We start from the raw sequence: 22,540 nt of genomic DNA, 5'->3' as shown, positions 1-22,540 counted from the left end.
TCAGAAGACTGGCAATTTCGCCCGATCGAGTGCCCTCGGTCAGGGGTGCCCGGGAGGGGCATCGGGCTGAGCGTACTCGTCGGCGAGGGCGCACATTTCACCGATGTACTGCCTCAACTTTTCAGGGAGCCTGTTTCGGTCGTTGGCCCATTGGCTCCAAAGTCCGTCCGGTTCCAGGAACTCGGCGGCGTGCGTGGAGCCGAGGGTTCCGTCGAGGTGCAGGAGCGCGCCCAGCGCCCATTCCTGGTCGTAACGGCACTCGGGCCGCCCGAGGTAGTGGTCCAGGTAGGTGGTAAGCAGGACCGCGTCTTCGGTGGTGCCGAGCAGAGCGAGTGCGATGCAGTAACCCTGGCCTGCGTAGGTGAGTTCGCTGGCGAGCAGGAGGTCACCAATGCGCTCGCGGAACTGCTCACGGCGGTCCAGCCCGATCAACCATGCCGCGGTGATGCGGGAGCGCCAGTTTGGTTGGAGCATGAATTCGAGTTGGGCGTCAGTGACGCTCCGCGAGTCGAGGCCGAGGGCCTGGAGGAACTGTGCGCGTTCCTCGGCGGGCAGCCTGACGAAGTTGCCGTGGAGCAGGTCCAGGTAGCGGCCGGTCTTGGGGCTCGGCGTGGCCATCACGTAGTGGCGGAGGGTGTCGGTTCCCGGGTCGGGCATCGGCTCAGGGAAGGGCATGGACGCATCCTGGCTGCGGCGGACGGGCCGGTCCAGTGGGTTCCCAGGTCACGGATTCTCGTACGCATCACCCGAGGGCTCACCGAGGTCGTCGAGAAGTCTGGAGATGCGGTCGGCGATCCGCTGGTGTCGTTCGATCTCGCGTGCCCAGCCGCGGGCCTCGGCGTCCGCGATCAATTCCCGTTCGGTGCAGAGACGTTCGCGCAACCTTGGCGCGTACTGAGGTGTGGTGACGAACTTCGCGCAGGTCAGGTAGAGGTCGCACTCGCAGGGACCTTCCTGCGGCAGGCGCAGGCAACGGCCCAGCTCAAGTTCGGTCTTGTAGAAGTTGGTCTTCAGCCAGTCCAGCGCGTCCTGATCGATCTGGCCGGCGCGCAGGGTTTCGGCGAGCGGTCCGGCGATGACGGCGCCGGGTTGAAGGACGGACTGGTAGTCGGCCAGGACGCTGGGGTCCGAGATGTGGGTGTAGGTCATCGACATGCCAGGGCTTTTGTGCCCGAGGACCTTCATGATGGTCTGCATGCGTGCGCCCTTCTCGGCGAGCTGGGTGCCCAGGGTATGGCTTGTGTCCGCAGAGGCCGTGTGCGGATGACTTCGTGTGGCGATTGAGCAGGCCGGTCGTCGTGACTGCCTTCGCGACGCAGACGACCGGATGTGTTGCATTCCGCCGTCGCGGCGGTGATGGGGATCACACTCGTGTGGGTGTCTCAACTGCAGGTCCCGATCACGGTGGTTCGCGGTGCCGGAAGGCGGCTGACTCGGCTCGTCCCAGCGGTAGCTTCGCGGAGTCGGACGATCTCCTCGTGCTGGGCGGCGAGTCGAGCGAGGGCCTGGGTGCGGAAGTCAATGAGCTCGTCGATCGTCCGCTCTGACTGGGCCAGCCGCTCGTTGAGCTTGGCGTTTGCTGCCTTGAGGCGAGCGATCTGGGCTTCGCGCGGGTCGGGGATCTCGCCGGCCTGCTGCAGCGCCTTCTGGCGGAGTTCGAACTCGACGCGGAGGTGGGCGTAGGGGCGGGTGCCATAGAAGGCAGTGCGGTCGACGCCTGCTTCGCGGGCGAGGGTCTTGACGTCGCACTTTCCGCCGGAAGGGATCTCGCCGCGCAGGAGAGGGTCCATGGCGGCCCGGACGCGGTTCTCGTTCTCGGCCCGCTGGGTTGCGCTGATCCTCATGGTGACTCCTGTCGCGGCCGGGTGGGACACTGGCGGCGCCACCTGCCTGCAGAGTTGGGGCATCGCCGTGGTGCCTTTGTGAAGGTGGTGCTGAGATGTGGTGCTGGGTCATTTCAGGACAACGCACCCACGTTGGGCCAGGTCGTCGAGGAGTCGCGGGGCGGGCTCGATGTCGTTCCAGCGCAGGTCCAGCTTCTCCAGTGAGGGCATCCGGACGAGCCAGCCGGGCAGCTTCTTGACGTGATTGGCGCGTAGATCGAGGTGCCGGAGGAGAGGGAGCTCGACCAAGGACTCGGGGATCTCAGTCAGCGCGTTCTCGCGGAGGTCCAGGTGACGCAGTTGCGTCAGTTCGGCGGCGGATTCCGGTAGCCGCTGCAGGGCGTTTCCGCGGAGCCACAGCTCACGCAGCTGAGACAGGCCGCCGATCGTGTCGGGGAGCCTGGTCAGGTGGTTGTGCTGGGATCGCAACTCGACGAGGTAGCGCATGTCGCCGATGGTTTCCGGGAGTTCGGTGAGGCTGTTCTCGCCGACGTTGAGGTAGCGCAGCCGCGTCAGTCGTCCCAGCGTCTCGGGGAGCTCTGTCAAGCGGTTGTCGTGCAGGTAGAGGAAGTTGGTGAGTGCTGCCAACTCACCCAGTTCGTTGGGCACCGCGGTGAGCGCGTTGTGCCCCAGGTCCAGCGTGTGCAGGCGATGTAGAGACCCGATCTTGGGTGAGATCGTCGTCAGTCTGTTGTCCGCGAGGATCAAGACCTCCAGGTCGGTCCGCAGCCAGACCGACTCCGGCACCTCTCCGAGACCGCGCTGCCATAGATTCAATGCTTTTGTCATGATATTGCCCCCAATTTAGTTCTCGATCTTCCTTATTCTGGTGGGAGTTGTCTTGCAGCGTCGATCTCTGAGACGACGCGGAGGGCCCGGTCGTAGTCGGCCTGAAGTCGGGTGCGTTCGGTCTTGCGGGTAGTGCCGAGCTGGCCGAGGAAGACGTTGGTGCGTTCGGCGTGCTCGGCCCAGACGGGCCGGTGGCAGGGGTGGTGGGTGGCCTGCGGGCAGCGGGCTGAGTCACACATCCCGACCAGCGGCCGGTCCGCGGTAGGGGTGCCGGCCAGCTTGAGGCAGAGAGCGCGGGACGCGTCGATGAACCAGCAGAAGTTCGCCGCCCGGTCCAGTTCGAGATAGTCGTGCAACCCGGCCAGGACCTCGTAAGAGGTCCACGTGGTGCGGAACTTCTTGCCCTTGGTGATCCCGGCCGGCACCGGGAACGGGATGGGAACCTCGGTCGGCTCCGGCGGCAGGGCGGGGATCTCCCAGGGCAGAAGGTAGGTGAACTCCTGCAGCCGCATCCCGGTGGCCAGCGCCAGGTCCCCGACCGCCGCGTTGCGGGTCAACTCCCGCCCATGAAAGCCGGTGTCCTGGGAGCCGTCCGGGGCGAGCCCGCGCAGGCCGTTGCGGAACAGCTCGGTGAAGTCCGGCTCCAGATACTTGATCGTCACATGCGGCTTCGGGGTGCGGCGGACCGCCAGATTCACCCTCACCTCCCGGCCGGTCCCGGCGAACAGAGCCCGCGCGGCCCGGTAGGTGAACGGCTCGGCCGTCGCGTACCCCTCGGCGATCGCCCACCGGTAGAACAACGACAGGATGCTCATGTGCTGGCCCCACGTCGTCGCCGCGAACCGGGCCTTCAACGGCCCCGCCGCCCGGTGCTCGGCGTACCGGCTTAGACCCGCCTTCAACCGCTCCCGCGAGTCGAACAGACCCACGCCGTGTACGGCCAGGAACTCCATCCACCCCTTGACCACCCGTGCGTAGTTCTCCCACGAGCTCGGCGCCGGCGCCCCGCTGGCCGGGAGCTCACGCAGCCACCGGTTCACCACCGCTGCCGGACGTGGCGCAGCCGGACCGTCCTCGAAGCGCAGGTCGTCGTCGATGAGCACGGGCATCCCCTCCGGGATCAACGGCCGATGCTCGACGTCCCAGGACTGCCAGCCCCGGGACGAGAAGAAGTTCAGGATCATGAGCGCTGACAGTAGAAACACCACACGCCTCAACGCAAAGCCCAAACACCCTGGTCAACTGCTCAGCCGGAGTCAATCGCCACACGGAAACTAAGCGGAGACAATGTGGCGCAGGCTGTGCGGAGTCAGCCAGGCATCGCGGACGTCGGCCCGCGTCGCTGTCCGGGCGAACATCCGCACCAGCCCGTCATAGCTGAGCGCCTCGCCGCGGCGCTTGCCCCCGCCCGCCCACGAGAAAGACCCACGGACTGTCGATATCGGCAGGACGCTCATGCATCACGTACGCGTTCAACGCCGGCAGTGCTCGTCCTTCCAGCAGGTCCACGACCCGTTCCCGCCGGGACTTCTGCTGCACTCCCCGCGGGTGATCGGGCCGCTTTCGCACCGTGACTCGGCGCCGGCCGTAGGAGATATCCCCCAACTGCAGCCCCAGCACCTCGCCGGGACGAAGACCCCCTTCCCACATCACCTCCAGCAAGGCCAGGTCACGGCTGGTACGCAGCTCACCCTGCAGCACGGCGTAGACCTCGGCAGACATCGGCCGCGGCATCGCCTCGACGGTCTTGACCCGCAGCACCCGGCGGACCGGCTGCTGCCGAGCAGCGTTGTCCAGCGCAGGCCGATGCCGTCCCGGCACCCGGGCAGCCGCCTGATCGACGACCTTCACGATCGGATTGTCCCGACCCGAGTAGCACTCGCTGGCGATCAGGAACTCGTAGAACGAGGACACCGCCGCCATGACCCGGTTGCACGTCTTCGCCGACAGAACCCGACCCTCGGCATTGGCGACGCCCAGCTCCAGGCGCTGAGCCCGCCGTGCGGAGGAGACCAGCCGCAGCCAATGCGGGAAGTCCATCGCCCGAGACGGCGTGAACTCCTGCGCACTCAGCCCCGCTTCGCTCAAGAACAGGAACAGCTTCTGCAGGTCATAGGCGTAGGCCCGCACCGTGTGCGGAGAGTACGCACGAACAGCCAGCAGCCGCAGGAACTCATCAACCTCACGCACCGGCTCGCCGGACGCGTCGACCAGACGTACCTGCGGCTTGCCAGGTCCCGAATCCACCACTTTCACGACACGCACGGCCGGAACCATATGCCCAACTACCCACACGCACAGTCACCGAGAAGAGGGAACCGTCCAGATAACACCGTGGCCCTGCTCCGACGCCGCTACCCGTGACGGAGCGTCACCGGCGCACGGTGGCACACCCCAGCTTCACGGAAATCTTGCCAGGGCCACGTTCACTTGTACGCGGGCACCATCAGCCGGGTGCGCATCGCGTGCGAACCCGTAGCCTCGTGCCGTCCGGTCGCGGCCGACCACCACGAACCAGGTCTCTACCGCCGCTGTGACCGGTGCTCCGGACCGTTGTCCTCGTGCTCGCCTCAGCTCCGAGGCGGCGGTACGGCGCCGGGCGCCGGGGCGGAGCGAGAAGCGGTACGACGTGTTCACTCGGCGAGTGGGGCCACCTTCCCGCATCCACCGCCCCCGGCGTCACGGCGTCGGGGGCGGGGATCCGGCTCAGTCCGCGTCGAGCTCGCCGAGCAGGGCGATGGTGAGCTCGTCGACCGGGCGGGCCCCGGACCCGGTCTCCTGGCTGAAGGTGTTCACCATCATCACCACCGCCGTCCCGCTCTCCCGGCTGAACGCCGCGCAGGTGCTGAATCCGCCGGTGCTGCCGTTGTGCCAGGTCATGGTCCGGCCGCTGGGCAGCGGGCTGAGATGCCAGCCGAGGCCGAGCCGCAGGTCGCGGTCGACGGTGAAGTGAGGCCGCTGGGTCAGCTCGATGGCGGCCCGCAAGGGCGAGCGCTCCGGGCGGAGTTGGGCGCCCAGGAAGCGCAGCATGTCATCGGCGGTGCTGTAGATCGAGGTGCCCGCCGCGCTGAGCACCCGGTCGTGCCAGTCGGGAACGGCCTCCCCGTCGAGATGCCCGACGGCCTTGCGGGAGGCCATGTCCGGCCGCAGGGTCGTCGTGGTGTCCGACAGACGGAGCGGCGCGGCCACCCGGCGCCACAGCATCGCGTCCACGGCGTCGAAGGCCAGCGCCTGGCCCAGCAGTCCGAAGCCGAGATTCGCGTAGGCGTATGTGCTGCCCGGCTCGGTGTCCAGGGTTGTCTCGCCGAGCCCGGCGGCCAGGTCGTCCAGCGTGTAGCGGGCGTACGGATCGTAGGGATCCGCTCCGGCGAGGAGGTTGGGCGGCAGCGAGGGCAGACCGGAGGTGTGGGTCGCCAGATCGGCCAGGGTGATCCGCCGGGGGCCCTTGCGCGGGACGGGGAAGCGGGCGGGCAGGACGAGCGGTGCGTCGAGGCGGGTCTCGCCCGCGCAGACGGCGCGGGCCAGGGCGGTGGCGGTGAGCGTCTTGCCGATCGAGCCGAGCTGGAACACGGTCCGGCCGTCCGGTGCCGGTGCCTCCCCGTCCTTGGCCGCGCCCGCCACGTAGGTACGTCCGCCGTGGATGACCCCGCAGACCGCGCTCGGACTGCCGGCGGCGAGCGCCCGGCCCAGTTGACGCCGTATCCGCGCGGGCAGGGTCCCGTCGGCCGCGGCGGCGGTCCCGGGCAACAGCGATACGCCCGTCGCCGCCGTCGCCACGGTAAGAAATTTCCGTCGGTCCATGGGTCACTCCCCCGTCGTTCGGTTTCCTGTCGGCACCACGGCGGACAGCAGCACGAGCAGCGGCACCACCCTGCCCGGAGGCACCTGGTAGTGGCCGCGTCCCTCGGCCTGGAGCCAGCCGGCCGCCGTGAGCTGCTTGAGGTGGTGGTAGAGCTGGCCGGTGGTGTTCAGCCCGGCGGTCTCCTGCAGCTCGGCCGCGGAGCGGGTGCCGCGCAGCACCGCCCGCAGCAGGGTGAGCCGCACCGGGTGGCCCAGCGCGGCGTACGGCGCGGCGTGTTCGGACCAGTCCGCGTCGAGCAGCCCGTCCGCCGCCGCGCCCTGCTGCCATTCGTAGTGCTCGCCGTTGGGCAGGTCGACCGCGCCGGTGAACAGCACCTGCCCCTGCCCCGTGAGCCGTCGGCGCAGCCCCTCGAGCGCCCAGAACACCTCGTCCCGGTCTGCCTCCGGCGGCGCGGACTCCAGTCGCGTCACCCGCTCTTCGAGCGCGGCGACCCGCTCATCGAGGGACTCATCGGCCATGGGCCGAGGTTACGTTATTACGGAATAACAGAGCAAGGGGATCGTTACGACAGCACCGCGATCCCATCCAGCTCCACCAACGCCGCTTCGTCCCACAGGCGCAGGACACCGATGACCGACGATGCGGTCATCACTGCTGGTCAGGGCCCTGCGGCCACGCATCCCTCCGGTCACTCGGCCGCCAAATCCCTTTCGCGACATCTGATCCAGCGCGGCTCTGGGCTCCGCGCCAGAGGAGCAACACCCTGGTCACCGCCCCGCCTGGGCCGACTGGCCGGGCCTGACGGGCTGATCCCGAGTCAGGTGGCCTTGCGGGTGCCGGTAAATCATCCACGCAGGTGAGAGCTTGTTCAGAGATCTTCGACTTTGGCCGACGCTCGCCCCGAGGTCTTCACCTGTACAAGGCCCCGACGGCATCATGATCTCTCGTGCTGCTGCGCCTGGCCTACCTCGCCGCGACCAACACCCTGGCGTTCCCACGTCTCCTGCCGATGAGCGACAGAGACAAGGACATCGAGATCCTGGTGCTCCGGCATCAACTGCTGGTCCTGCAGCGTCAGGTCGGCAAGCAATGCCTTCAATGACAGTGATCGCGCTGTCCTCGCCGGCCTTCTGCACCACCTGCCCAAAGACAGACTGCGGCACCTTCTGCTGCTGGTCCGCCCCGAGACGGTCTTGCGCTGGCATCGGGAGCTGCTCAGGCGGTGCCATGCCGCGACCTGCGTGTCCAAGCGGCGTGGACGCCCCCGCACCATCCGCTCGATCCGTGCCCTCGTCCTGCGTCTGGCCAGGGAAAATGCCTCGTGGGGATATCGCCGGATCCACGGCGAACTCGCCGCACTGGGTATCAAGGTCGCCGCCTCCACCGTCTGGGAGATCCTCCGCGAGCACGGCATCCCACCCGCACCCGAACGGCGGAACACCACCTGGGCCGACTTCCTCCGCAGCCAGGCCGAGGCCCTTCTCGCCTGCGATCTCTTCGAAGTCCGCACGCTGATGGGCGCGCGCCTGTACGTTTTCGCCGTCATCGAGCACACCACCAGGCGCATCCGGATCCTGGGCGCCAGCGCACATCCGACCGGGAACTGGATCGTGCAGCTCGGACGCAACTTCCTCATGGACCTCGAGGACGCGGGCAGCAGGGCACGGTTCCTGATCCGCGACCGCGACTCGAAGTTCACAACCGCCTTCGACGCCCTGATGACCGATGCCGGTCTCAAGGTCGTCACCACCGGTATTCGGATACCCCGGATGAACTCCCTGATCGAGCGCTGGATACAAACCTGCCGCAGCGAACTCCTGGACCGGACCCTGATCTGGAACCAGAGCCACCTCCTCCACGCTCTGCGCGAGTACGAGGCCTTCTACAACGAACACCGCCCGCACCGGGCACTGAAAAACGCCGCCCCATGCCGCCCACTACCCGCACCCATCCCCCAACAAGCCCAGCTCACCCACCTGGAAGTCCACAGACGAGACCGGCTCGGCGGAACGCTCCACCAGTACCAGCACGCCGCCTGAGCTGCGCGGATGATTTATCGGCACCCGCAATGTCCCCACGGGTAGCGGGGGCCACGGCTGTGCCTCCGTCCACCGTGAGAAATTCAAGCCGCTCGGCGGCCTGGACGGCGGCAACGGCGGCCGTGGCGGTGACGTGATCCTGGTCGTCGACCAGGACGTCACGACGCTGCTCGACTACCACCACTCGCCGCACCGCAAGGCGACCGACGGCGCGCCCGGCGCGGGCGACCACCGCTCCGGCAAGGACGGCCAGGACTTGGTCCTGCCGGTCCCCGACGGCACCGTCGTCCTCGACAAGCAGGGCAATGTGCTGGCCGACCTGGTCGGTCAGGGCACCACGTTCGTCGCCGCGCAGGGCGGCCTCGGCAACGCGACGCTCGCCTCGGCCCTCCGCAAGGCGCCCGGCTTCGCGCTGCTCGGTGTGCCGGGCGACGAGCGTCGGCAATTCCTCGCTGATCTCGGTGCTCTCCGCCGCGAAGCCGAAGATCGCGGACTACCCGTTCACGAGGCTGGTCCCGAACCGGCTACGAAACCCTTGGAAGACCCGGCGAGCGTACAGACCCGGGCGTACTCACATCCGGGGAGTTGAGCGGGCCGATGCAAACCCAGCGCGCAAGGGATGGGCGAGCGCCCCCCTGCCCTTCAGTAACGGTCAGTTGGTGGCCTTCTTGCCTCCCGCACGTCGTTTCGGGCGCCGTCGTCGTCGCGCCAGAGCCATCGGAGGGTGTCGGGGAGGATCGCGGCGCCATGCAGGGGTGTGTGCCCACCCTGGCCGACTTCCAGCTTGCAGTCGTAGCCGCGGTACTGGAGGGCTGCGGCCATATCACGGTTGGCGATCTCCCAGTCGCCGAACACGATGTTGAGGTCCTTGTGTCCGGTCTGAAGGAACACCCGCAGTGGCCTCTTTTCGCTTCGCCGGATCAGGGACGGGTAGGCGTGACCGCCTCGGATGTTGGTGAAACTGCCGCAGTGGCTGATGACGTTGCCGAACGCGTCGGGGCGCTCCCATGCCACAGTGAATGCGCAGATCCCGCCCGAGCTGATCCCGCAGATCCCGCGGCGCCCCGGCTCGGCGGTGACGCGGTAGCTCTGCTCGATGCCGGGGAGCAGGTCCTCCAGGAGGAATCTCGCGTGGTCGCCACCGAGCGAGTCGTACTCCCTGCTCCTGTTGTCGGATCCGCCGTACACCGGTAGGCCGGGACCGTTGGGGCCGGGCTCGACGACGACGGCGATCGTGACGGGTATGTCGCCGGCGGCGATGAGGTTGTCCAGCACGGCTGGTGTGTTGACTGTCGGACTGAGGTAGATCTGGCCGTCCAGGAAGACCAGCAGTGAGGCGTCGGCGCTGCCGTCGTACTGGACGGGAACGTAGACCCAGTAGCGGTGCGGCACCCCGGGGTAGACAGTGCAGTCGCGGAGCCGGTCCTCGTGAATCTGCCCTCGAGGGATTCCGGTCTGGTGCTGGGACTCTTCGCCGAGTTCATAGGGTTCATCACCTGAGCAGCTATGTGCGTAGGCAAGACGGTCCCGGTCGGATATGCCAGTCCAATCTGCGGGGGGAAACTGCGGGTCGGCCGATTCGGTGGGCTCCAAAACGGTGCAACTCCTTGCTGGACGAGCGCGTGGTGGACACAAGCGGCGAGCTGGGAGCTGCTGACATCGCCTCGAGATGGTCGCAGTTCGGCGTGGCTACCCATGTCGTGACTCTGGCCAGCCTGTGCTCTACCAGGCATTTAACGTGGAGCGGGCGAAGATCTCGAGCTCCTGAGGTCACGCCCAGCCTGCACGTGGGACCGGCCGGGCAGGGATGTGGGGGTGGTCCTGATCTGGGATTGTCGGGCTAAGAAGCGGGGGTGATCGGCAGGGTCGTCCGCAACGGATGTGTGGCGTCGCGGAAACCTAGCCGAATGATCCTCAGTGCCAGTGCGCCGCTGTCCTTGCCCACATTCGCCACGGCTCAGGTTACCCGCCGTCCGCATCGGACCGGCACGGTATTCGACGCCAACAAGGCCGGAAAAGGCGTCGAACGCCTCCCACTGCCGCTGATGGCGCAGGACAGAGGTACGGGCGGGACTTCTGATGCTTGCGGGGCTTCCGTCTCAGCAGCGCTACTGAGCGGCGGCCGCCGACTTCATGCAAGGAGGCAGCGGTCTGCTGGTTGTGGACCGGTGTGCGGGTAGGGGCACGGTGTGAAGGTTCCGCCGGGAACCGACGCAGCGTCATGTGTCAAGTGCGAGGCGGCCCTGCAGCGCCTGCACGCGCGGCGGCGAGGAACTGACCACGACCGATCCCGGACTACAGGCGGCGTTGAACGCGTTGATCGAGCCGAGCGTGCTCGGCGATCCGGCATCTGTGCTGCGCTGGACCACCGCCTCGCTTCGTGACCTGGCCGAGCATCTGACCGCCACGGGGCACCCTGTCGGCGCGACGCCTTCCTCGCCGACGGGCAGCCGGGGTCAACATCGGCACCGACCGCTCAACCACTGCCTTCGCGGTGGAGTTGATCCGCCGTCGGCGGCACGACCGCGGCGGTCACAGCGACCACCCGCGGCGGTCACCGCTGACGCCCGCGGAGACGGTGTCTTCCGACCCGCCAGCGGACGAACTCTAGGCCGCCCCAGACTCGGAGGGGCCCCGTTCGCGGGCCTGTCCGGGCCGGCCATACCACCACCCGGGCAGGGAATTCAGCAGCGCGACGGCACCCGCTTCGACACTGTGCGGAGGCGGGCTTCGGAGCCAGGCCGAAATGGCGCCGACCGCGCCGCGGGACACGAAAGCAACATGGATCTCGGCCGCGAGAGCCAGCCCCTCGGGGTTGTCGGCGAGCTTCTCGTACTCGGGCATCAGCTCCGGGTGCCGGGTGATGTACACACGCATCCCGTGGGCGCAATGCTGTGCCAGAAGATCACTCATGACCGGAGCTGTCGCGCCGGCGAAGGCCTGTTCATAGATCGTCGCGTACTGGGCGACATGGCGCAGTAGAGCCTCGATGTCCGAGTGCAGGGCCGCGCGAACGTCCACTGCGGAGTTGCTCTCGACCTTGTCGAGGAAGACGTTCGAGAGATCGTCGATCTCCTCGCCCAGGAACTGGCAGAGCAGTGCCGTGGGGGTGGGGGCATGATTGTAGACGGTGTTGCGCGTCACTCCGGCGCGGCGGGCCACGTCGGCCACAGTGATCTCTCCGATGGCGCGCTCGGCGGCGAGGCTGGTCACTGCCTCGCGCAGCTTGTTCCGCGTTCTGCGTGCTCGTGGATCCACTTGCGTCTCCATGCCCTGTGTGCTGCTCAGTAGCCTATCCGAGCACTATTGCGCATGTGCTCAATAGTAGGAGTACGGTGGCACGCGATCGCTCGGCATACAGGAGTCCGACCGCACCAGGGGTCTTGAGCCCCGCACGAAGGAGTGAGCAGCAATGGGACGTCTGATGGGCAAGGTCGCCATCGTCACCGGTGGGGCACGCGGCATGGGTGCCGCGCATGCCTGGCGTTTCGTACACGAAGGCGCGTCCGTGGTAATCACGGACCTGCTCAAGGACGAGGGCGAGGCCCTCGCCACCGAGCTGGGCGACAAGGCGCGCTTCCTGGCCCACGACGTCACCGACGCCGCCGGCTGGGACTGGGTCGTCGCGGCCGCAGAGGAGTCCTTCGGGCCGGTCGACATCCTCGTCAACAACGCCGGCATAGGCCATGTCACCCCGCTGGTGGAGATGTCGGAGGCGGAGTACCGCAAGGTCATAGACATCAACCAGGTCAGCGTGTTCCTGGGGATGAAGACAGTCGTTCCCTCCATGCGGCGGGCGGGTGGCGGCTCGATCGTCAACATCTCGTCGTTGGCCGGAATCGTGGCAGCTTCCGGCGGCCTCGCGTACAGCGCGTCGAAGTTCGCCGTGCGGGGCATGACCAAGGCCGGCGCAATCGAGCTGGCCCCCGACAGAATTCGCGTCAACTCCGTCCACCCGGGCGTCATCGCGACCCCGATGACCCAGGGCTTCGGCTTCGAGGACGACCACCCCATGATCCTGGGCACCCCGATGCATCGCGCGGCCCAGCCCGAGGAGGTCACGGCGATGGTGCTCTACCTGGCCTCGGACGAATCCAGCTTCTCGACCGGTGCCGAGTTCATCGTGGACGGTGGCTTCACCGCCGCGTGACTCGGAAGCGCATTCGGCCCGGTGTGCGCTCTGCATTGTCATAGAGTGAGTGGAGATCTGGCAGTGGCACAGGTTCGCCGCCCGTAAGACGCGAAAGGGTCCTGCGGCTTCCCGCAGTGCTACAACCTGCGTGAGCGCGGGACGATGCCCGTGGGTCAGATCGCTTTCGGAACGGCGATTGTCCGGAAGACCTTCACAGCCCTGCCCGCGCGGAGTGGGCATCGACGAGATCGCCCCGCGGATGGCCTTGGCACCAGGCCGTGGGCGCGGTCCACATCCGGGCAGTGATCAAGGAGTCCCTTGAGTGACTCGCCGAAGTGCAGGCCACGCCGGGAGGGCGCGGTGACGATCCAGCGGGCCGTATTCGGCAGCCCCTGCCAGAGGCGAAAACGGTATACGACGTCATCACACTCACCGAGACTGCCGCCAATCGTAACGGAGCGTCACCGGCGCGGTGGCGTTTCACGAGAATCTTGCCAGGGCCACGTTCACTTGTGCGCCGACACCCGACTGCTCCGCCGCTGCTCAGCGGACGTGCAGGCCATGACACCGAGGTGTTCTCCATCTGGGCAAATCTTGCCGCAGCCACTCAGAAACGAGTACGCGAATAGGTGGCGCAATTTCCCGCTCTGATGGCGCCTTTGACCGTGACTGGGTGCCCATGGACAGCGCCTACCGTCGTGCCAAGGAGGGCCAGGCGTGGCCGTCAGCCCCGCTTTTCCTGCCAGGACACCACGACGGAGTGGAGAGAAGGATGACTGCTGTCGCATCCCTGGGGACGAACCACACCGCCCAGCGTGACATACACCCCATCCTGGCAGGGGCCGCCCTGTGGGCAGGCGTCCACCTCGCGTGCCAGGACACCAGCAGGAAGCCTGGGAGTACGTGTCTGTCGAGGCATGGGCGACGGGGAGAGAGCCGTGCATTGGCAGCGGATCTCCGTGAAGGGCGACGCCCGCAGCCGGGCCGGGACATCTACAAGCAGAGCAACGACCCGGCCGGACGAGTCCGTTCACATCCCCCAGGGCCTCGGCCTGCCCCCGCTGGGCGGCCCCCCGAGGTGATCGCCGAGGCCCTGTAGAGACTCTGCGACACCGTCCCCCCTGATGCGTGGGATCGTCCTGCACGCCTAACACCTCCCCCTGGCCCGGCGCCGAGACACCATGACGGCCCACCCCTTCCCCGTCCTTCAACAGAGGAGCGCAGAGACATGAGCACGTTCCCCGACCCCAAGAAGTTTCGCCTGGTCGTCGCCGGCCAGAACGAGGCCGGCGAGGCAGACTTCCTTGCCCCGGGCCCTGCCGCCGAGTTCGACTTCCCCGGTGTGTCCTCCGGCGCCTTCTACTGGGCCGTCGAGGGTGGCCACAGCAGGACCTCCTTCGGGGCGCCGCCCGCCAAGGTCGCCCTGGCCGGGCCGAACGGGTCCACGTTCGGCATCAGCAGCTTCCCGGCGCACTCGTCGGGCGAGGTCGACGCCTCGACCCTCGACGAGAGCATGTCCGCGACCGGCGACGACAGCGACGCCGGGATGCATGCCAGCGACACCATCGACTACGAGGTCGTCATCTCCGGCAAGGTCGACCTGGTGCTCCCCGGCGGCAAGAAGCGCACCCTCGTGCCCGGCGACCTGCTCGTCATGGCGGGCGTGCCCCACGCCTGGAAGAACCCCTACGACGAGGACTGCGTCTACGTCGTCGTCACCGTCGGCTTCAACACCGCCGAGGGGGCCGCAGCATGAGCCCGACCTCACCCGGCAAGGCGCTGCGCGCGGTCTTCGAGAGCGAGAAGACCGAGCTGCTGCCGCTCGGTTCGGTCCCGATCCACGCGCAGATGGCGCAGCACGCGGGCTTCGGTGCGTTCCAGCTCTCCGGCGGTGCGTCGGCCTGGTGGCAGGGCATCTCCGACGTCGGCTGGCTCACCATGACCGAGGTCGTCGACCTCGCGCGCCGCACGGCACGCGCTGCCGACATCCCCATCTACTGTGACGGCGACACCGGCTACGGTGCACCCCTCAACGTGCAGCGCACGGTGCTGGAGTTCATCGACGCCGGTGTCGCGGGCATCCACATCGAGGACCAGCGCGAGCCGAAGAAGTCGGGCGGTGTCGCAGGCGTCGAACTCGTCTCCGACGTCGAGGCGATCGGTCGGCTGAACGCCGCGTGCGACGCGCGTGACAAGTCCGACGAGGACTTCGTCATCGTCGCGCGCACCGATGGGTACGGGGCGGCCGGCGGCGGCCTCGATGAGGCGATCCGCCGCGCGCAGCTCTACAAGGCCGAGACCGGCGCCGACGTCATCTTCTACGAGGGCTTCCACACGTGGGAGCAGGCCGAGATCGCCCTCAAGGAGACACCTGGCCCCGCGTACGTCGTCGGTGTCCCGCTGATCGGGACCCGGACGGTCGCCGAGATGACGGCGATGGGGCAGGCGGTGCAGTCACTGCCCGTCTTCCTGCCCGGGGTCCGCGAGGTCTACCACTTCATGGTCGACGCCATCGAGAGCGGCGAGGCAACGGGCTTCCCCGAGTACCTCCAGAAGGTGACCGGCGACGCCGGGACGAAGTACGACATCGGCTGGGGAGCCATGTTCGGCCGTCCCTCCTCCGACGAGGTGCGTCGCATCGAGGAGAAGTACCTCCCGCAGGACGCGCAGCGCGACTACCAGAGCAGCCTGCACGCAGGAGAGACGTACTGACGAGCCCCCCGGCGTCCCACCCGCGTCGCCGCAGCCCATCCGAAAAGGGAGTCTGAGTCATGACGAGTTCGATGAGTGGCAAGGCCGGTCTGGTGACCGGCGCGGGGTCTGGGATCGGACAGGCGGCCGCGGTCGCCCTGGCCCGGTCCCAAGCCTCCGTGATGGTCTCCGACATCGACGAGAAGGCCGGTGCCGAGACGGTCGCGATGATCGAGAAGGAGGGTGGCACCGCGGCGTTCATGCGTTGCGACGTCAGTGACGAGGCGCAGGTCGAGGCGCTCGTCGACGCGACGGTGTCCACTTTCGGGAAACTGGACTTCGCGTTCAACAACGCGGGCACCAACGGCGTCTTCGCGCCGATCGGCGACATGGACAGCGCGGTCTGGGACCGCGTGATGAAGGTCAGCCTCTACAGCGTCTTCTACTGTCTGAAGCACGAGGTGCGCGCGATGGAGGAGAACGGGGGCGGGGCGATCGTCAACACCGCCTCCGGCGCCGGGCTGATCGGCATCGCTTACAACGCGCCCTACACCGCAGCCAAGTTCGGCGTGGTCGGCATGACTCGGAACGTCGCCATGGACTACGGGGCCAAGGGGATCCGGGTCAACGCACTCGCCCCTGGCTCCACGGCCACCCCGATGATGATGAACGCCTTCGAGCAGAACCCCGGCGAGGAGTTCAGGAACAGCATCCTGGCGGGCATCCCAATGGGGGTGCTGGCGGAGCCGGAGGACCAGGCCAACGCCGTCGTGTGGCTCTGCTCCGACCAGGCGCGGATGGTCACGGGCGTGACGCTGCCGGTCGACGGCGGCTACGTCGCGGGCAAGTAGACGGCCCGCTGCGGGGCCGCAGTAGCGGCCCCGCCCAGACACAGTAGAACTCCTCAGGAGCAGCAGGGACATGACTGCACAGAACCTCGACTTCGGCGGCCGAGTCGCGCTCGTCACCGGCGCCGGCCAGGGCATGGGTCGCGCGCACGCCAAGATGCTCGCCTCGCGCGGCGCGCGCGTCGTCGTGAACGACCTCAACGCGGACAACGCAACCTCGGCCGTCGCCGAGATCACCGCTGACGGCGGAACCGCCGTGGTCGAAACCAACAACGTCGTCACCGGCGCGGAGGCCATCGTGCAGACCGCGATCGACGCCTACGGCCGGCTCGACATCGTCGTGAACAACGCGGGCATCAACGCGTTCGGCGCGTTCTGGGAGATGGACCGCGACACGTGGTGGCGCGTCTTCGACGTCGCGGTGAAGGGCGTCGTCGAGGTGTCGCGCGCCGCGATGCCGCACCTCATAGCCTCGGGCACGGGTCGTCTGATCAACATCTCCTCGAACGGCCTCATGGGTGTGCCGCTCGACTCGGCCTACTCCGCGGCCAAGGCCGCGGTGTGGGGCCTAAGCATCGGTCTCGCGGTCGAGGCACGCGAGGTCGGCGTGCAGGTGACAACGCTCATGCCCGTGGCCTGGACGCCGATGACGCAGGACGCGTTCCCGAATCCCGTGGTGCAGGAGGCCATGAAGAAGAACGTCCCGCCGGAGGCGGTGTCAGCCTTCGTGACCTACCTCGCCCACCAGGACACCACCACGTACGCCGACACGTTTGAGATCGCGGGTGTCGCGGCGGGCCGTGTGGCCATCGCGGGCATGGAACGCGTCGATGCCGCGGCGGCCACGCCCGAGGCGTGGGTCGAACAGGCCGAGGCCCTGACGAAGAACGGCGAGCTGCGCGTGTTCCACAACGCGAGCGAGTCGTTCCGTGACCAGATGGTGCACCTCGCTCCCGAGCTGGACTCGGTGCTGCCGGAGGACGCGGCGAACGTCGAGAGGGTGTGAGTCCGGTGGCCGTTGCCGAAAAGTAGGTCGGCCCGGTGAGCAAGGTGCGGCGCCGACGCCCTGACGGTGGAGCGAGAGCCAGCAGGTGCAACGCAGACGGAAGGAGGAGAGCCATGGGCATCCTGGACAGCAAGGTCGCCATCATCACCGGCGGCGCGAAGGGAATCGGCGAGGCACACGTCCGGAAGTTCGTCGAAGAGGGCGCGAAGGTTGTCGTCGCCGACCTGGACGTCGAGAGCGGCAAGAAACTCGCGGACGAACTGGGCGGTGACGTCCGAGATCGACGGCAACCGTGCCAAGCGCGAGTCGATGTTCATCTGCGTCGTGCCCTTCAAGGAGACCGGCATGACGATGTATCAGGCGGGCCGCTACCGCGACCTGTGCGAGAAGCGCGACGGAGAGTGGAAGATCCTCCATCGCACCTGCGTCTGGGACTGGATCGACGTGAGGGAGACCAACACCGACTGGGGCATCGTGGGTGTCCCCCGGGTCTCGTACTGGGACGCCTGGCGTGAGGACGACCCGGTCTACAAGGACTGGATCAAGAGCGCCCCCACCGAATTCGCCCAATGAGCAAGTTCAGCCCATCGACGCGTCCAGCTCCCGCACCCTGCGCAGGGCCTTGACGTACAGCTCGCGGTGCTCAGGGTCCTCGTAGCGGTGCAGGGGCGTCGTGATCGAGAGGGCCGTCTGCGGCCACCGCGCGCCCTCGAAGATCGGGACCGCGAGCCCGCACGCACCAGTCACGTACTCCTGCTCGTCGATCGCGTACCCGCGCTCGCGCGTCCTTTCGAGTTCGGCGACGAGTGCCTCGCGGGATGTCACCGTGTTCTCGGTGCGTGCCGGCAGCTTCCCGTCGGCATCCCCGAGCCTGTCGACGGCTGCGGGCGCGCCGTACGCGAGGAGTGCCTTGCCCGACGCACGCGCATGGATGTCTCCCGACACCCCCACGCGCAGGTCGGCCACGCGCACCGAATGTGACCCCTCCTGGATCGCCACGATCGTCACGTCTCCGTCGTGCCACGCCGACAGGTAGGCCGTCTCCCCGGTCGCGCTGACGACGGTTTCCAGCATGTCGTAGGCCTGCCGGCTGGGCCGCCAGTCCGCCTCGACACGTGAGCTCAGGGAGAGGATCTTGCCGCCCCCCAGGCTGTATTCGCGCTCCTGGCGCTGCAGATAGCCGGTGTACACGAGGGTGGACAGCAGGTGGGACACCGTGGCCAGGTGCAGGCCCGCGCGCTGCGCGATGACCTGCGCACGCAGCGGCGTGTCGCTCTCGGCGACGATGTCGACGATGTCGAGGGCCCGGACGACCGACTGGACCAGGTCGCGAGGTGCCGCAGGGTCAGATTCAGAGTTTCTGGCCATCACCCCGCCAGAATATCACTCACATGGTGAAAGTTTGGGCGACATCGATTCGCAATACGGTTGTCACATCCGTTGACACCACGCTCCGCCGCCCACTAGGAATGCCTCATCGCGAAAGCCTCTATCGCATTGCGATAGTTTTCCAGGCGGAACTGGAGACACCATGACGGCTACGCCGCCGCTGGCAGTCCCTCCCATCGCATCGACGCCGATCGGTGACGTCGGGCAGATCGGAATCCTCGTCAATGACTTCGACGCCGCGCTCGACCTCTATGGCCGCATGTTCGGGATCGAGGAGTGGACCTGCTACCACTACACACCTGAGTTCTTGCGCTGGTCCCGCTACGGCGACGCCGAGGGCAGGTTCGAAATGCTGCTCGCCATGGGCGGCTCCAGCCCACAGGTCGAGCTCATCCAGCCGCTCGCCGGCCCGAGCATTTACCAGGACTTCCTCGATGAGGGCCACGTCGGCCTGCACCACCTCGGGGTCTTCGTGGACGACCTGGACGGAGCGATCGCCCGCATGGCCGAGTCGGGGTACCACGTGACCCAGACGGCCCGGGGCTACGGCCTGAACGGGGATGGCGGATTCGCCTACTTCGACACTGAGAAGGATCTCGGTGCCGTGATCGAGGCGATCGAGGTTCCCAACGTGCGCCGCCCCGGCGAGGTCCGCCGGACCGCCGGGGCCAGGGAGCCCGACCGGGCCGGCCCGCGGACGCCCCGGATCGACAACCCCCTCCGCGCCGAGAGTGTGGCCGTCGTCGGCCCCTCCCGCGACCCGTGGAAGACGTCGGGCCGCACACTCGACTACCTGTCCCGGCTCCGGTTCGACGGGAGGTACTACGCGGTCAGCCCCCTCCACGACGAGGTGCTCGGGATCCCCACGTACCCATCGCTTTCCGCCCTGCCCGAGGTCCCGGACGTCGCGGTGCTCGTCGGCCCCGCAGACCGCGTGATCGCGGACCTGCGCGAGACCGTGGCCATGGGCGTCCCCTTCGCCGTCGTCTTCGCCAGCGGGTTCGGCGAGACCGGCCGGCACGACCGCGACGAGCAGATTCGTTCGGTGCTCGCCGGGGGCAGCACCCGCCTGATCGGCCCCAACTGCATCGGCTTCATGCACGTCGGCCGGTCCCTGACCGCGACGTTCTCGTCAGCCCTGCAGCGCACCCCTCTTCCGGCCGGGCACGTGGCGCTGTTCAGCCAGAGCGGCGGGCTGGGCAACGCGCTGATGCAGTCCCTGGTCGCTCGCGGCGTCAGCGGGCTGAGCGCCTGGAGCAGCTCCGGCAACGAGATCTCGCTGGGCTTCACCGACTGGGTCGACTGGCTCACCGCCGAGGAGGACACGCACGTCCTGGCCTCCATCGTCGAGAGCTTCCGCCCGGGCGACGACCTCGAGGCCGCGGCCGCGGCAGCCGGCGAGCGCGGCGTCCCCGTGGCGGTGCTCAAGCTCGGGCGCTCCGCCCGCGGTGCGCTCGGCGCGCAGTCGCACACCGGGAAGCTCGCGGGCAGCGGCCGGGTCGCCCAGAGCGTCCTGCGCCACCGCTTCGGGACGGTGTGCACCTCGCCCGAGCAGCTCCTCGATCTGACCGAGACGTTCGATGTCTTCGCCGGCAGGCTCGCCGGAGACGACCACGAGCTCACGGTCGTCACCACCTCCGGAGCACAGGCCGTCCTCTGGAACGACCTCGCCGAGGACCGCGACCTCGTCTTCCGCGACCTCGGTACCGAGGCGGCCGCCAGGATCGCCGAGGCCGTGGGCAGCGACCACGTGGGCAACCCCGTCGACGTCGGCGTGCAGCTGACCACCGCCGACTACGTACGCATCGTCAACAGCGTGGTCACGACCTCGACGGGCGGGTGGGTCATCGTCACCGCGACGCGCCTGGCGCACGACTTCGACGAGCTCGTCGCCGGCATCGCGGCGATGGACGTCCCGGAGGGTGTGCGGCTCGCCATCGTCCCACTATCCGAGGACGACCGCGTCACGAACGAGCAGGCGCAGGTGTTGCGCGCCGCAGGAGCAATCGCGTTGCCGACCGCCACCCGCGCCCTCGACGCGATCGCGTCCGCTGCCTCGTGGTCGAAGGTCCAGCGCACACGTGCCACGCGCGGTCGGCTCGTCGGCACGTCCCTGCGCTCGGTGGCCGCTGCCGGCGGCACCGAGCACCTCACGTTCCGCGAGATCGCCGAGGAGCTCGCCGCGGCAGGGGTCCCCGTGCCGGTCAGCCGTGCCGTGCGCGACGTCGAGTCCGTCGTCCGCGCCGCCGAGGAGATCGGCTTCCCAGTCGCGATCAAGATCGACGACCCCGACATCCTCCACAAGGCCGACGCAGGGGGCGTTTTCATCGGCGTCGACGGCACCGAGGCCGCGCGTCATGCGGCAGCCCGCCTCACCGCCATCCAGTCCGAGAGCGCCACGATCTCCGTACAGACCATGGCTCCCGGCAAGACCGAGGTGCTCGTGGGCCTGCGCCGCGACCCCGAGTTCGGCCCCGTGCTGGTCCTGGGCGCCGGCGGCGGCATGACGGAGGCGATCGACGACATCAGCATCCTGCCGCTGCCCACCTCGCGCCCCGAGGTACGCGACGCGATCGCCGCAGTGCGCGTCGTCGCCGCCGGACTGCGCAAAGCCCCCGGGGCACAGACCCTCGACGCCCTGACCGACGCGGTGATGGACCTCATCGCGTGGGCGGAGCAGCGAGGGGACGTCCACGAGTTCGAGTTCAACCCGATCCTGGCAGACCCCGAGACGGCGACCGTCTCGGTCGTCGACGCCGTCGTGTCTGTCCACCTCACTCCGGAAGGAACCAACTGATGACCACCACCGCCCCCACCGGCAAGGCCGTCCCCAGCAAGCAGATCAGTGACGAGGACGTCGCCTACATGAAGAGCTTCATCGGCCAGTCGGCCGTGGTCGTCCAGTGGAACGAGGAGGCGAGCGCCGACACGATCCGCCACTACGCGTGGGGTATCGGTGACGAGAACCCTCTGTGGCTCGATGAGACGTACGCGAGGAACACGCGCTTCGCCACCCGTGTCGCCCCGCCGACCTTCCTGTACTCGATCTGCGACGCCGAGCTCGCGATGGGTATGTCCGAGGGGCTGCAGGCGCTCCACCTCGGCGCCGACGTCGAGTTCCACCGCCCGATCCGCCTGGGCGAGCGCATCAGGGCCCGCTCCTTCGTCGAGGATGTGCGCGAGCGTGAGGGCCGCCGCTCCGGCCGCCTGGTCGAACAGGTCGGCCGCACCGACTACTTCGTCGGCGAGGAGCTCGTCGGCACCGTGCGCAACACGATCGTGTGCGTCGCTCGCAGCACCGAGAGCACACGCATGCACGAGCCCCGCGACCCGCACCTGTACACCGACGAAGAGTTGGCCGAGATCCGTACCGAGATCCTCGCCGAAGAGGTCCGCGGACCGCGTGCCCGCTTCGCCGACACGGTGCACGTCGGTGACGTGATCCCCAAGGTCGTCAAGGGTCCCCTGGACCTGATCACCATGACCGCCTACTACGCGGGTGCCATCGGCACCGCCGGCTACCGCGGCGTCGAGACGCGCGTGCGCCAGCAGGAGCGTGTGCGCAACGGCCACCCGCTGGCGCCGACCAACCTCGGTCCCGAGCACTTCCTGTCCGAGCCGTTCCCGAGCCTCGGTCACCAGGACGCCGCGATGGCCCGCGCCATCGGAATGCCCGGCGCCTACGACAACGGCAACCAGCGGGTGTCCTGGATGGCGCACTGCGTGACCAACTGGATGGGCGACGACGCCGACCTCCTGAAGATCTCCGTGCGCATCAAGCAGCCCGGTGTCTTCGGTGACACCCAGTGGATCGGCGGCGAGGTCACCCGCGTATTCGAGGACAAGACGCACGGCGCCTGCGCCGAGCTCACGCTCAAGGCCGTCAACCAGCTGGGCGTCGAGACCACGACCGCCGTCGCGATCGTCTCCCTGCCCGAGGCCTGAGCGGCCGGTACCCCCA

At 68.1% G+C, this 22,540-nt stretch carries 19 protein-coding genes and 4 pseudogenes; 12 read left to right on the top strand and 11 right to left on the bottom strand.

Features of this window, described 5'->3' with window-relative positions:
* Nucleotides 1–39: 39 nt before the first annotated feature.
* The 8 genes from ACMTAK_RS41345 to ACMTAK_RS41310 all read right to left on the bottom strand — a co-directional run bounded on the left by ACMTAK_RS41345 (nucleotide 40) and on the right by ACMTAK_RS41310 (nucleotide 6,992).
* The gene (locus ACMTAK_RS41345; RefSeq protein WP_413810882.1) at nucleotides 40–675 is read right to left on the bottom strand and encodes a DUF6000 family protein; all 636 of its coding nucleotides are present in this window, start codon (nucleotides 673–675) and stop codon (nucleotides 40–42) included.
* Nucleotides 676–723: 48 nt separating this feature from the next.
* Nucleotides 724–1,338 (bottom strand): tyrosine-type recombinase/integrase, encoded by a 615-nt coding sequence (locus ACMTAK_RS41340; RefSeq protein ID WP_413810881.1) that lies wholly within the window; start codon nucleotides 1,336–1,338, stop codon nucleotides 724–726.
* Nucleotides 1,339–1,382: 44 nt separating this feature from the next.
* Entirely contained in the window at nucleotides 1,383–1,844 is a 462-nt protein-coding gene (locus tag ACMTAK_RS41335; protein WP_413810880.1) for a hypothetical protein, read from the bottom strand.
* A 108-nt stretch (nucleotides 1,845–1,952) separates the two neighbouring features.
* Complete coding sequence (locus ACMTAK_RS41330; protein ID WP_413810879.1) at nucleotides 1,953–2,672, bottom strand: leucine-rich repeat domain-containing protein; 720 nt, start codon at nucleotides 2,670–2,672, stop codon at nucleotides 1,953–1,955.
* 32 nt (nucleotides 2,673–2,704) lie between these two features.
* Nucleotides 2,705–3,856, bottom strand: coding sequence for a site-specific integrase (locus ACMTAK_RS41325; RefSeq protein WP_413810878.1), 1,152 nt, complete (start codon nucleotides 3,854–3,856; stop codon nucleotides 2,705–2,707).
* Between the two features lie 187 nt (nucleotides 3,857–4,043).
* Complete coding sequence (locus ACMTAK_RS41320; protein WP_413810877.1) at nucleotides 4,044–4,937, bottom strand: tyrosine-type recombinase/integrase; 894 nt, start codon at nucleotides 4,935–4,937, stop codon at nucleotides 4,044–4,046.
* Nucleotides 4,938–5,378: 441 nt separating this feature from the next.
* Entirely contained in the window at nucleotides 5,379–6,473 is a 1,095-nt protein-coding gene (locus tag ACMTAK_RS41315) for a serine hydrolase domain-containing protein (protein ID WP_413810876.1), read from the bottom strand.
* Between the two features lie 3 nt (nucleotides 6,474–6,476).
* Nucleotides 6,477–6,992, bottom strand: a complete 516-nt coding sequence (locus ACMTAK_RS41310) for an ArsR/SmtB family transcription factor (RefSeq protein WP_413810875.1) — start codon at nucleotides 6,990–6,992, stop codon at nucleotides 6,477–6,479.
* A 428-nt stretch (nucleotides 6,993–7,420) separates the two neighbouring features.
* Between ACMTAK_RS41310 and ACMTAK_RS41305 the strand changes: the two are divergent.
* Both ACMTAK_RS41305 and obgE read left to right on the top strand, forming a co-directional pair.
* A pseudogene (locus tag ACMTAK_RS41305) lies at nucleotides 7,421–8,513 on the top strand (integrase core domain-containing protein).
* Between the two features lie 16 nt (nucleotides 8,514–8,529).
* Nucleotides 8,530–9,034: pseudogene (obgE, locus tag ACMTAK_RS41300) on the top strand (GTPase ObgE); the annotation flags it as partial.
* Between the two features lie 121 nt (nucleotides 9,035–9,155).
* Here the strand turns inward: obgE and ACMTAK_RS41295 are convergent.
* A complete protein-coding gene (locus ACMTAK_RS41295) occupies nucleotides 9,156–10,106 on the bottom strand; it encodes an alpha/beta hydrolase (protein ID WP_413810874.1) in 951 nt (316 codons plus the stop codon).
* A gap of 690 nt (nucleotides 10,107–10,796) precedes the next feature.
* On the opposite strand from ACMTAK_RS41295, the pseudogene ACMTAK_RS41290 reads away from it, so the two are divergent.
* A pseudogene (locus ACMTAK_RS41290) lies at nucleotides 10,797–10,940 on the top strand (ISAzo13-like element transposase-related protein); the annotation flags it as partial.
* A gap of 180 nt (nucleotides 10,941–11,120) precedes the next feature.
* On the opposite strand, the gene ACMTAK_RS41285 reads toward ACMTAK_RS41290, so the two are convergent.
* Nucleotides 11,121–11,726 (bottom strand): TetR/AcrR family transcriptional regulator, encoded by a 606-nt coding sequence (locus tag ACMTAK_RS41285; RefSeq protein ID WP_413810873.1) that lies wholly within the window; start codon nucleotides 11,724–11,726, stop codon nucleotides 11,121–11,123.
* Between the two features lie 199 nt (nucleotides 11,727–11,925).
* On the opposite strand from ACMTAK_RS41285, the gene ACMTAK_RS41280 reads away from it, so the two are divergent.
* The 7 genes and pseudogenes from ACMTAK_RS41280 to ACMTAK_RS41250 all read left to right on the top strand — a co-directional run bounded on the left by ACMTAK_RS41280 (nucleotide 11,926) and on the right by ACMTAK_RS41250 (nucleotide 17,763).
* Entirely contained in the window at nucleotides 11,926–12,663 is a 738-nt protein-coding gene (locus ACMTAK_RS41280) for a glucose 1-dehydrogenase (RefSeq protein WP_413810872.1), read from the top strand.
* Between the two features lie 1,210 nt (nucleotides 12,664–13,873).
* Nucleotides 13,874–14,401 carry a cupin domain-containing protein gene (locus tag ACMTAK_RS41275; protein ID WP_413810871.1) on the top strand — a complete coding sequence of 176 codons (528 nt, stop codon included), beginning with the start codon at nucleotides 13,874–13,876 and terminating at the stop codon, nucleotides 14,399–14,401.
* Nucleotides 14,398–15,357, top strand: a complete 960-nt coding sequence (locus ACMTAK_RS41270; RefSeq protein ID WP_413810870.1) for an isocitrate lyase/PEP mutase family protein — start codon at nucleotides 14,398–14,400, stop codon at nucleotides 15,355–15,357. Before ACMTAK_RS41275 ends, ACMTAK_RS41270 begins: the two co-directional genes overlap by 4 nt.
* Nucleotides 15,358–15,416: 59 nt before the next feature.
* A complete protein-coding gene (locus ACMTAK_RS41265) occupies nucleotides 15,417–16,187 on the top strand; it encodes an SDR family NAD(P)-dependent oxidoreductase (protein ID WP_413810869.1) in 771 nt (256 codons plus the stop codon).
* 70 nt (nucleotides 16,188–16,257) lie between these two features.
* Nucleotides 16,258–17,190, top strand: a complete 933-nt coding sequence (locus ACMTAK_RS41260; protein ID WP_413810868.1) for an SDR family NAD(P)-dependent oxidoreductase — start codon at nucleotides 16,258–16,260, stop codon at nucleotides 17,188–17,190.
* 113 nt (nucleotides 17,191–17,303) lie between these two features.
* A pseudogene (locus ACMTAK_RS41255) lies at nucleotides 17,304–17,420 on the top strand (SDR family NAD(P)-dependent oxidoreductase); the annotation flags it as partial.
* Between the two features lie 37 nt (nucleotides 17,421–17,457).
* Nucleotides 17,458–17,763: a nuclear transport factor 2 family protein gene (locus tag ACMTAK_RS41250; protein ID WP_413810867.1), complete on the top strand. Its 306-nt coding sequence runs from the start codon at nucleotides 17,458–17,460 to the stop codon at nucleotides 17,761–17,763.
* Between the two features lie 6 nt (nucleotides 17,764–17,769).
* Here ACMTAK_RS41250 and ACMTAK_RS41245 read toward each other — a convergent pair whose 3' ends face one another.
* Nucleotides 17,770–18,558, bottom strand: coding sequence for an IclR family transcriptional regulator (locus tag ACMTAK_RS41245; RefSeq protein ID WP_413813157.1), 789 nt, complete (start codon nucleotides 18,556–18,558; stop codon nucleotides 17,770–17,772).
* Between the two features lie 163 nt (nucleotides 18,559–18,721).
* Between ACMTAK_RS41245 and ACMTAK_RS41240 the strand changes: the two genes are divergently transcribed.
* Together ACMTAK_RS41240 and ACMTAK_RS41235 are read left to right on the top strand one after the other, a co-directional pair.
* Nucleotides 18,722–21,376, top strand: coding sequence for an acetate--CoA ligase family protein (locus ACMTAK_RS41240; RefSeq protein ID WP_413810866.1), 2,655 nt, complete (start codon nucleotides 18,722–18,724; stop codon nucleotides 21,374–21,376).
* Nucleotides 21,376–22,524 (top strand): FAS1-like dehydratase domain-containing protein, encoded by a 1,149-nt coding sequence (locus ACMTAK_RS41235; protein ID WP_413810865.1) that lies wholly within the window; start codon nucleotides 21,376–21,378, stop codon nucleotides 22,522–22,524. The genes ACMTAK_RS41240 and ACMTAK_RS41235 overlap by 1 nt, the downstream gene beginning before the upstream one ends.
* Nucleotides 22,525–22,540: the final 16 nt, after the last annotated feature.

This window comes from Streptomyces lacaronensis (assembly GCF_047337785.1).
Lineage (GTDB): Bacteria > Actinomycetota > Actinomycetes > Streptomycetales > Streptomycetaceae > Streptomyces > Streptomyces lycopersici.
This window is presented reverse-complemented; position numbering and strand designations above follow the sequence as displayed.

Bases quoted from the DNA above. Each gene is read 5' to 3' on its own strand.
- ACMTAK_RS41345 (WP_413810882.1), bottom strand. From the start codon at position 675: ATGCCCTTCCCTGAGCCGATGCCCGACCCGGGAACCGACACCCTCCGC.
- ACMTAK_RS41340 (WP_413810881.1), bottom strand. From the start codon at position 1,338: ATGCAACACATCCGGTCGTCTGCGTCGCGAAGGCAGTCACGACGACCG.
- ACMTAK_RS41335 (WP_413810880.1), bottom strand. From the start codon at position 1,844: ATGAGGATCAGCGCAACCCAGCGGGCCGAGAACGAGAACCGCGTCCGG.
- ACMTAK_RS41330 (WP_413810879.1), bottom strand. From the start codon at position 2,672: ATGACAAAAGCATTGAATCTATGGCAGCGCGGTCTCGGAGAGGTGCCG.
- ACMTAK_RS41325 (WP_413810878.1), bottom strand. From the start codon at position 3,856: ATGATCCTGAACTTCTTCTCGTCCCGGGGCTGGCAGTCCTGGGACGTC.
- ACMTAK_RS41315 (WP_413810876.1), bottom strand. From the start codon at position 6,473: ATGGACCGACGGAAATTTCTTACCGTGGCGACGGCGGCGACGGGCGTA.
- ACMTAK_RS41310 (WP_413810875.1), bottom strand. From the start codon at position 6,992: ATGGCCGATGAGTCCCTCGATGAGCGGGTCGCCGCGCTCGAAGAGCGG.
- ACMTAK_RS41280 (WP_413810872.1), top strand. From the start codon at position 11,926: ATGGGACGTCTGATGGGCAAGGTCGCCATCGTCACCGGTGGGGCACGC.
- ACMTAK_RS41275 (WP_413810871.1), top strand. From the start codon at position 13,874: ATGAGCACGTTCCCCGACCCCAAGAAGTTTCGCCTGGTCGTCGCCGGC.
- ACMTAK_RS41270 (WP_413810870.1), top strand. From the start codon at position 14,398: ATGAGCCCGACCTCACCCGGCAAGGCGCTGCGCGCGGTCTTCGAGAGC.
- ACMTAK_RS41265 (WP_413810869.1), top strand. From the start codon at position 15,417: ATGACGAGTTCGATGAGTGGCAAGGCCGGTCTGGTGACCGGCGCGGGG.
- ACMTAK_RS41260 (WP_413810868.1), top strand. From the start codon at position 16,258: ATGACTGCACAGAACCTCGACTTCGGCGGCCGAGTCGCGCTCGTCACC.
- ACMTAK_RS41245 (WP_413813157.1), bottom strand. From the start codon at position 18,558: ATGGCCAGAAACTCTGAATCTGACCCTGCGGCACCTCGCGACCTGGTC.
- ACMTAK_RS41240 (WP_413810866.1), top strand. From the start codon at position 18,722: ATGACGGCTACGCCGCCGCTGGCAGTCCCTCCCATCGCATCGACGCCG.
- ACMTAK_RS41235 (WP_413810865.1), top strand. From the start codon at position 21,376: ATGACCACCACCGCCCCCACCGGCAAGGCCGTCCCCAGCAAGCAGATC.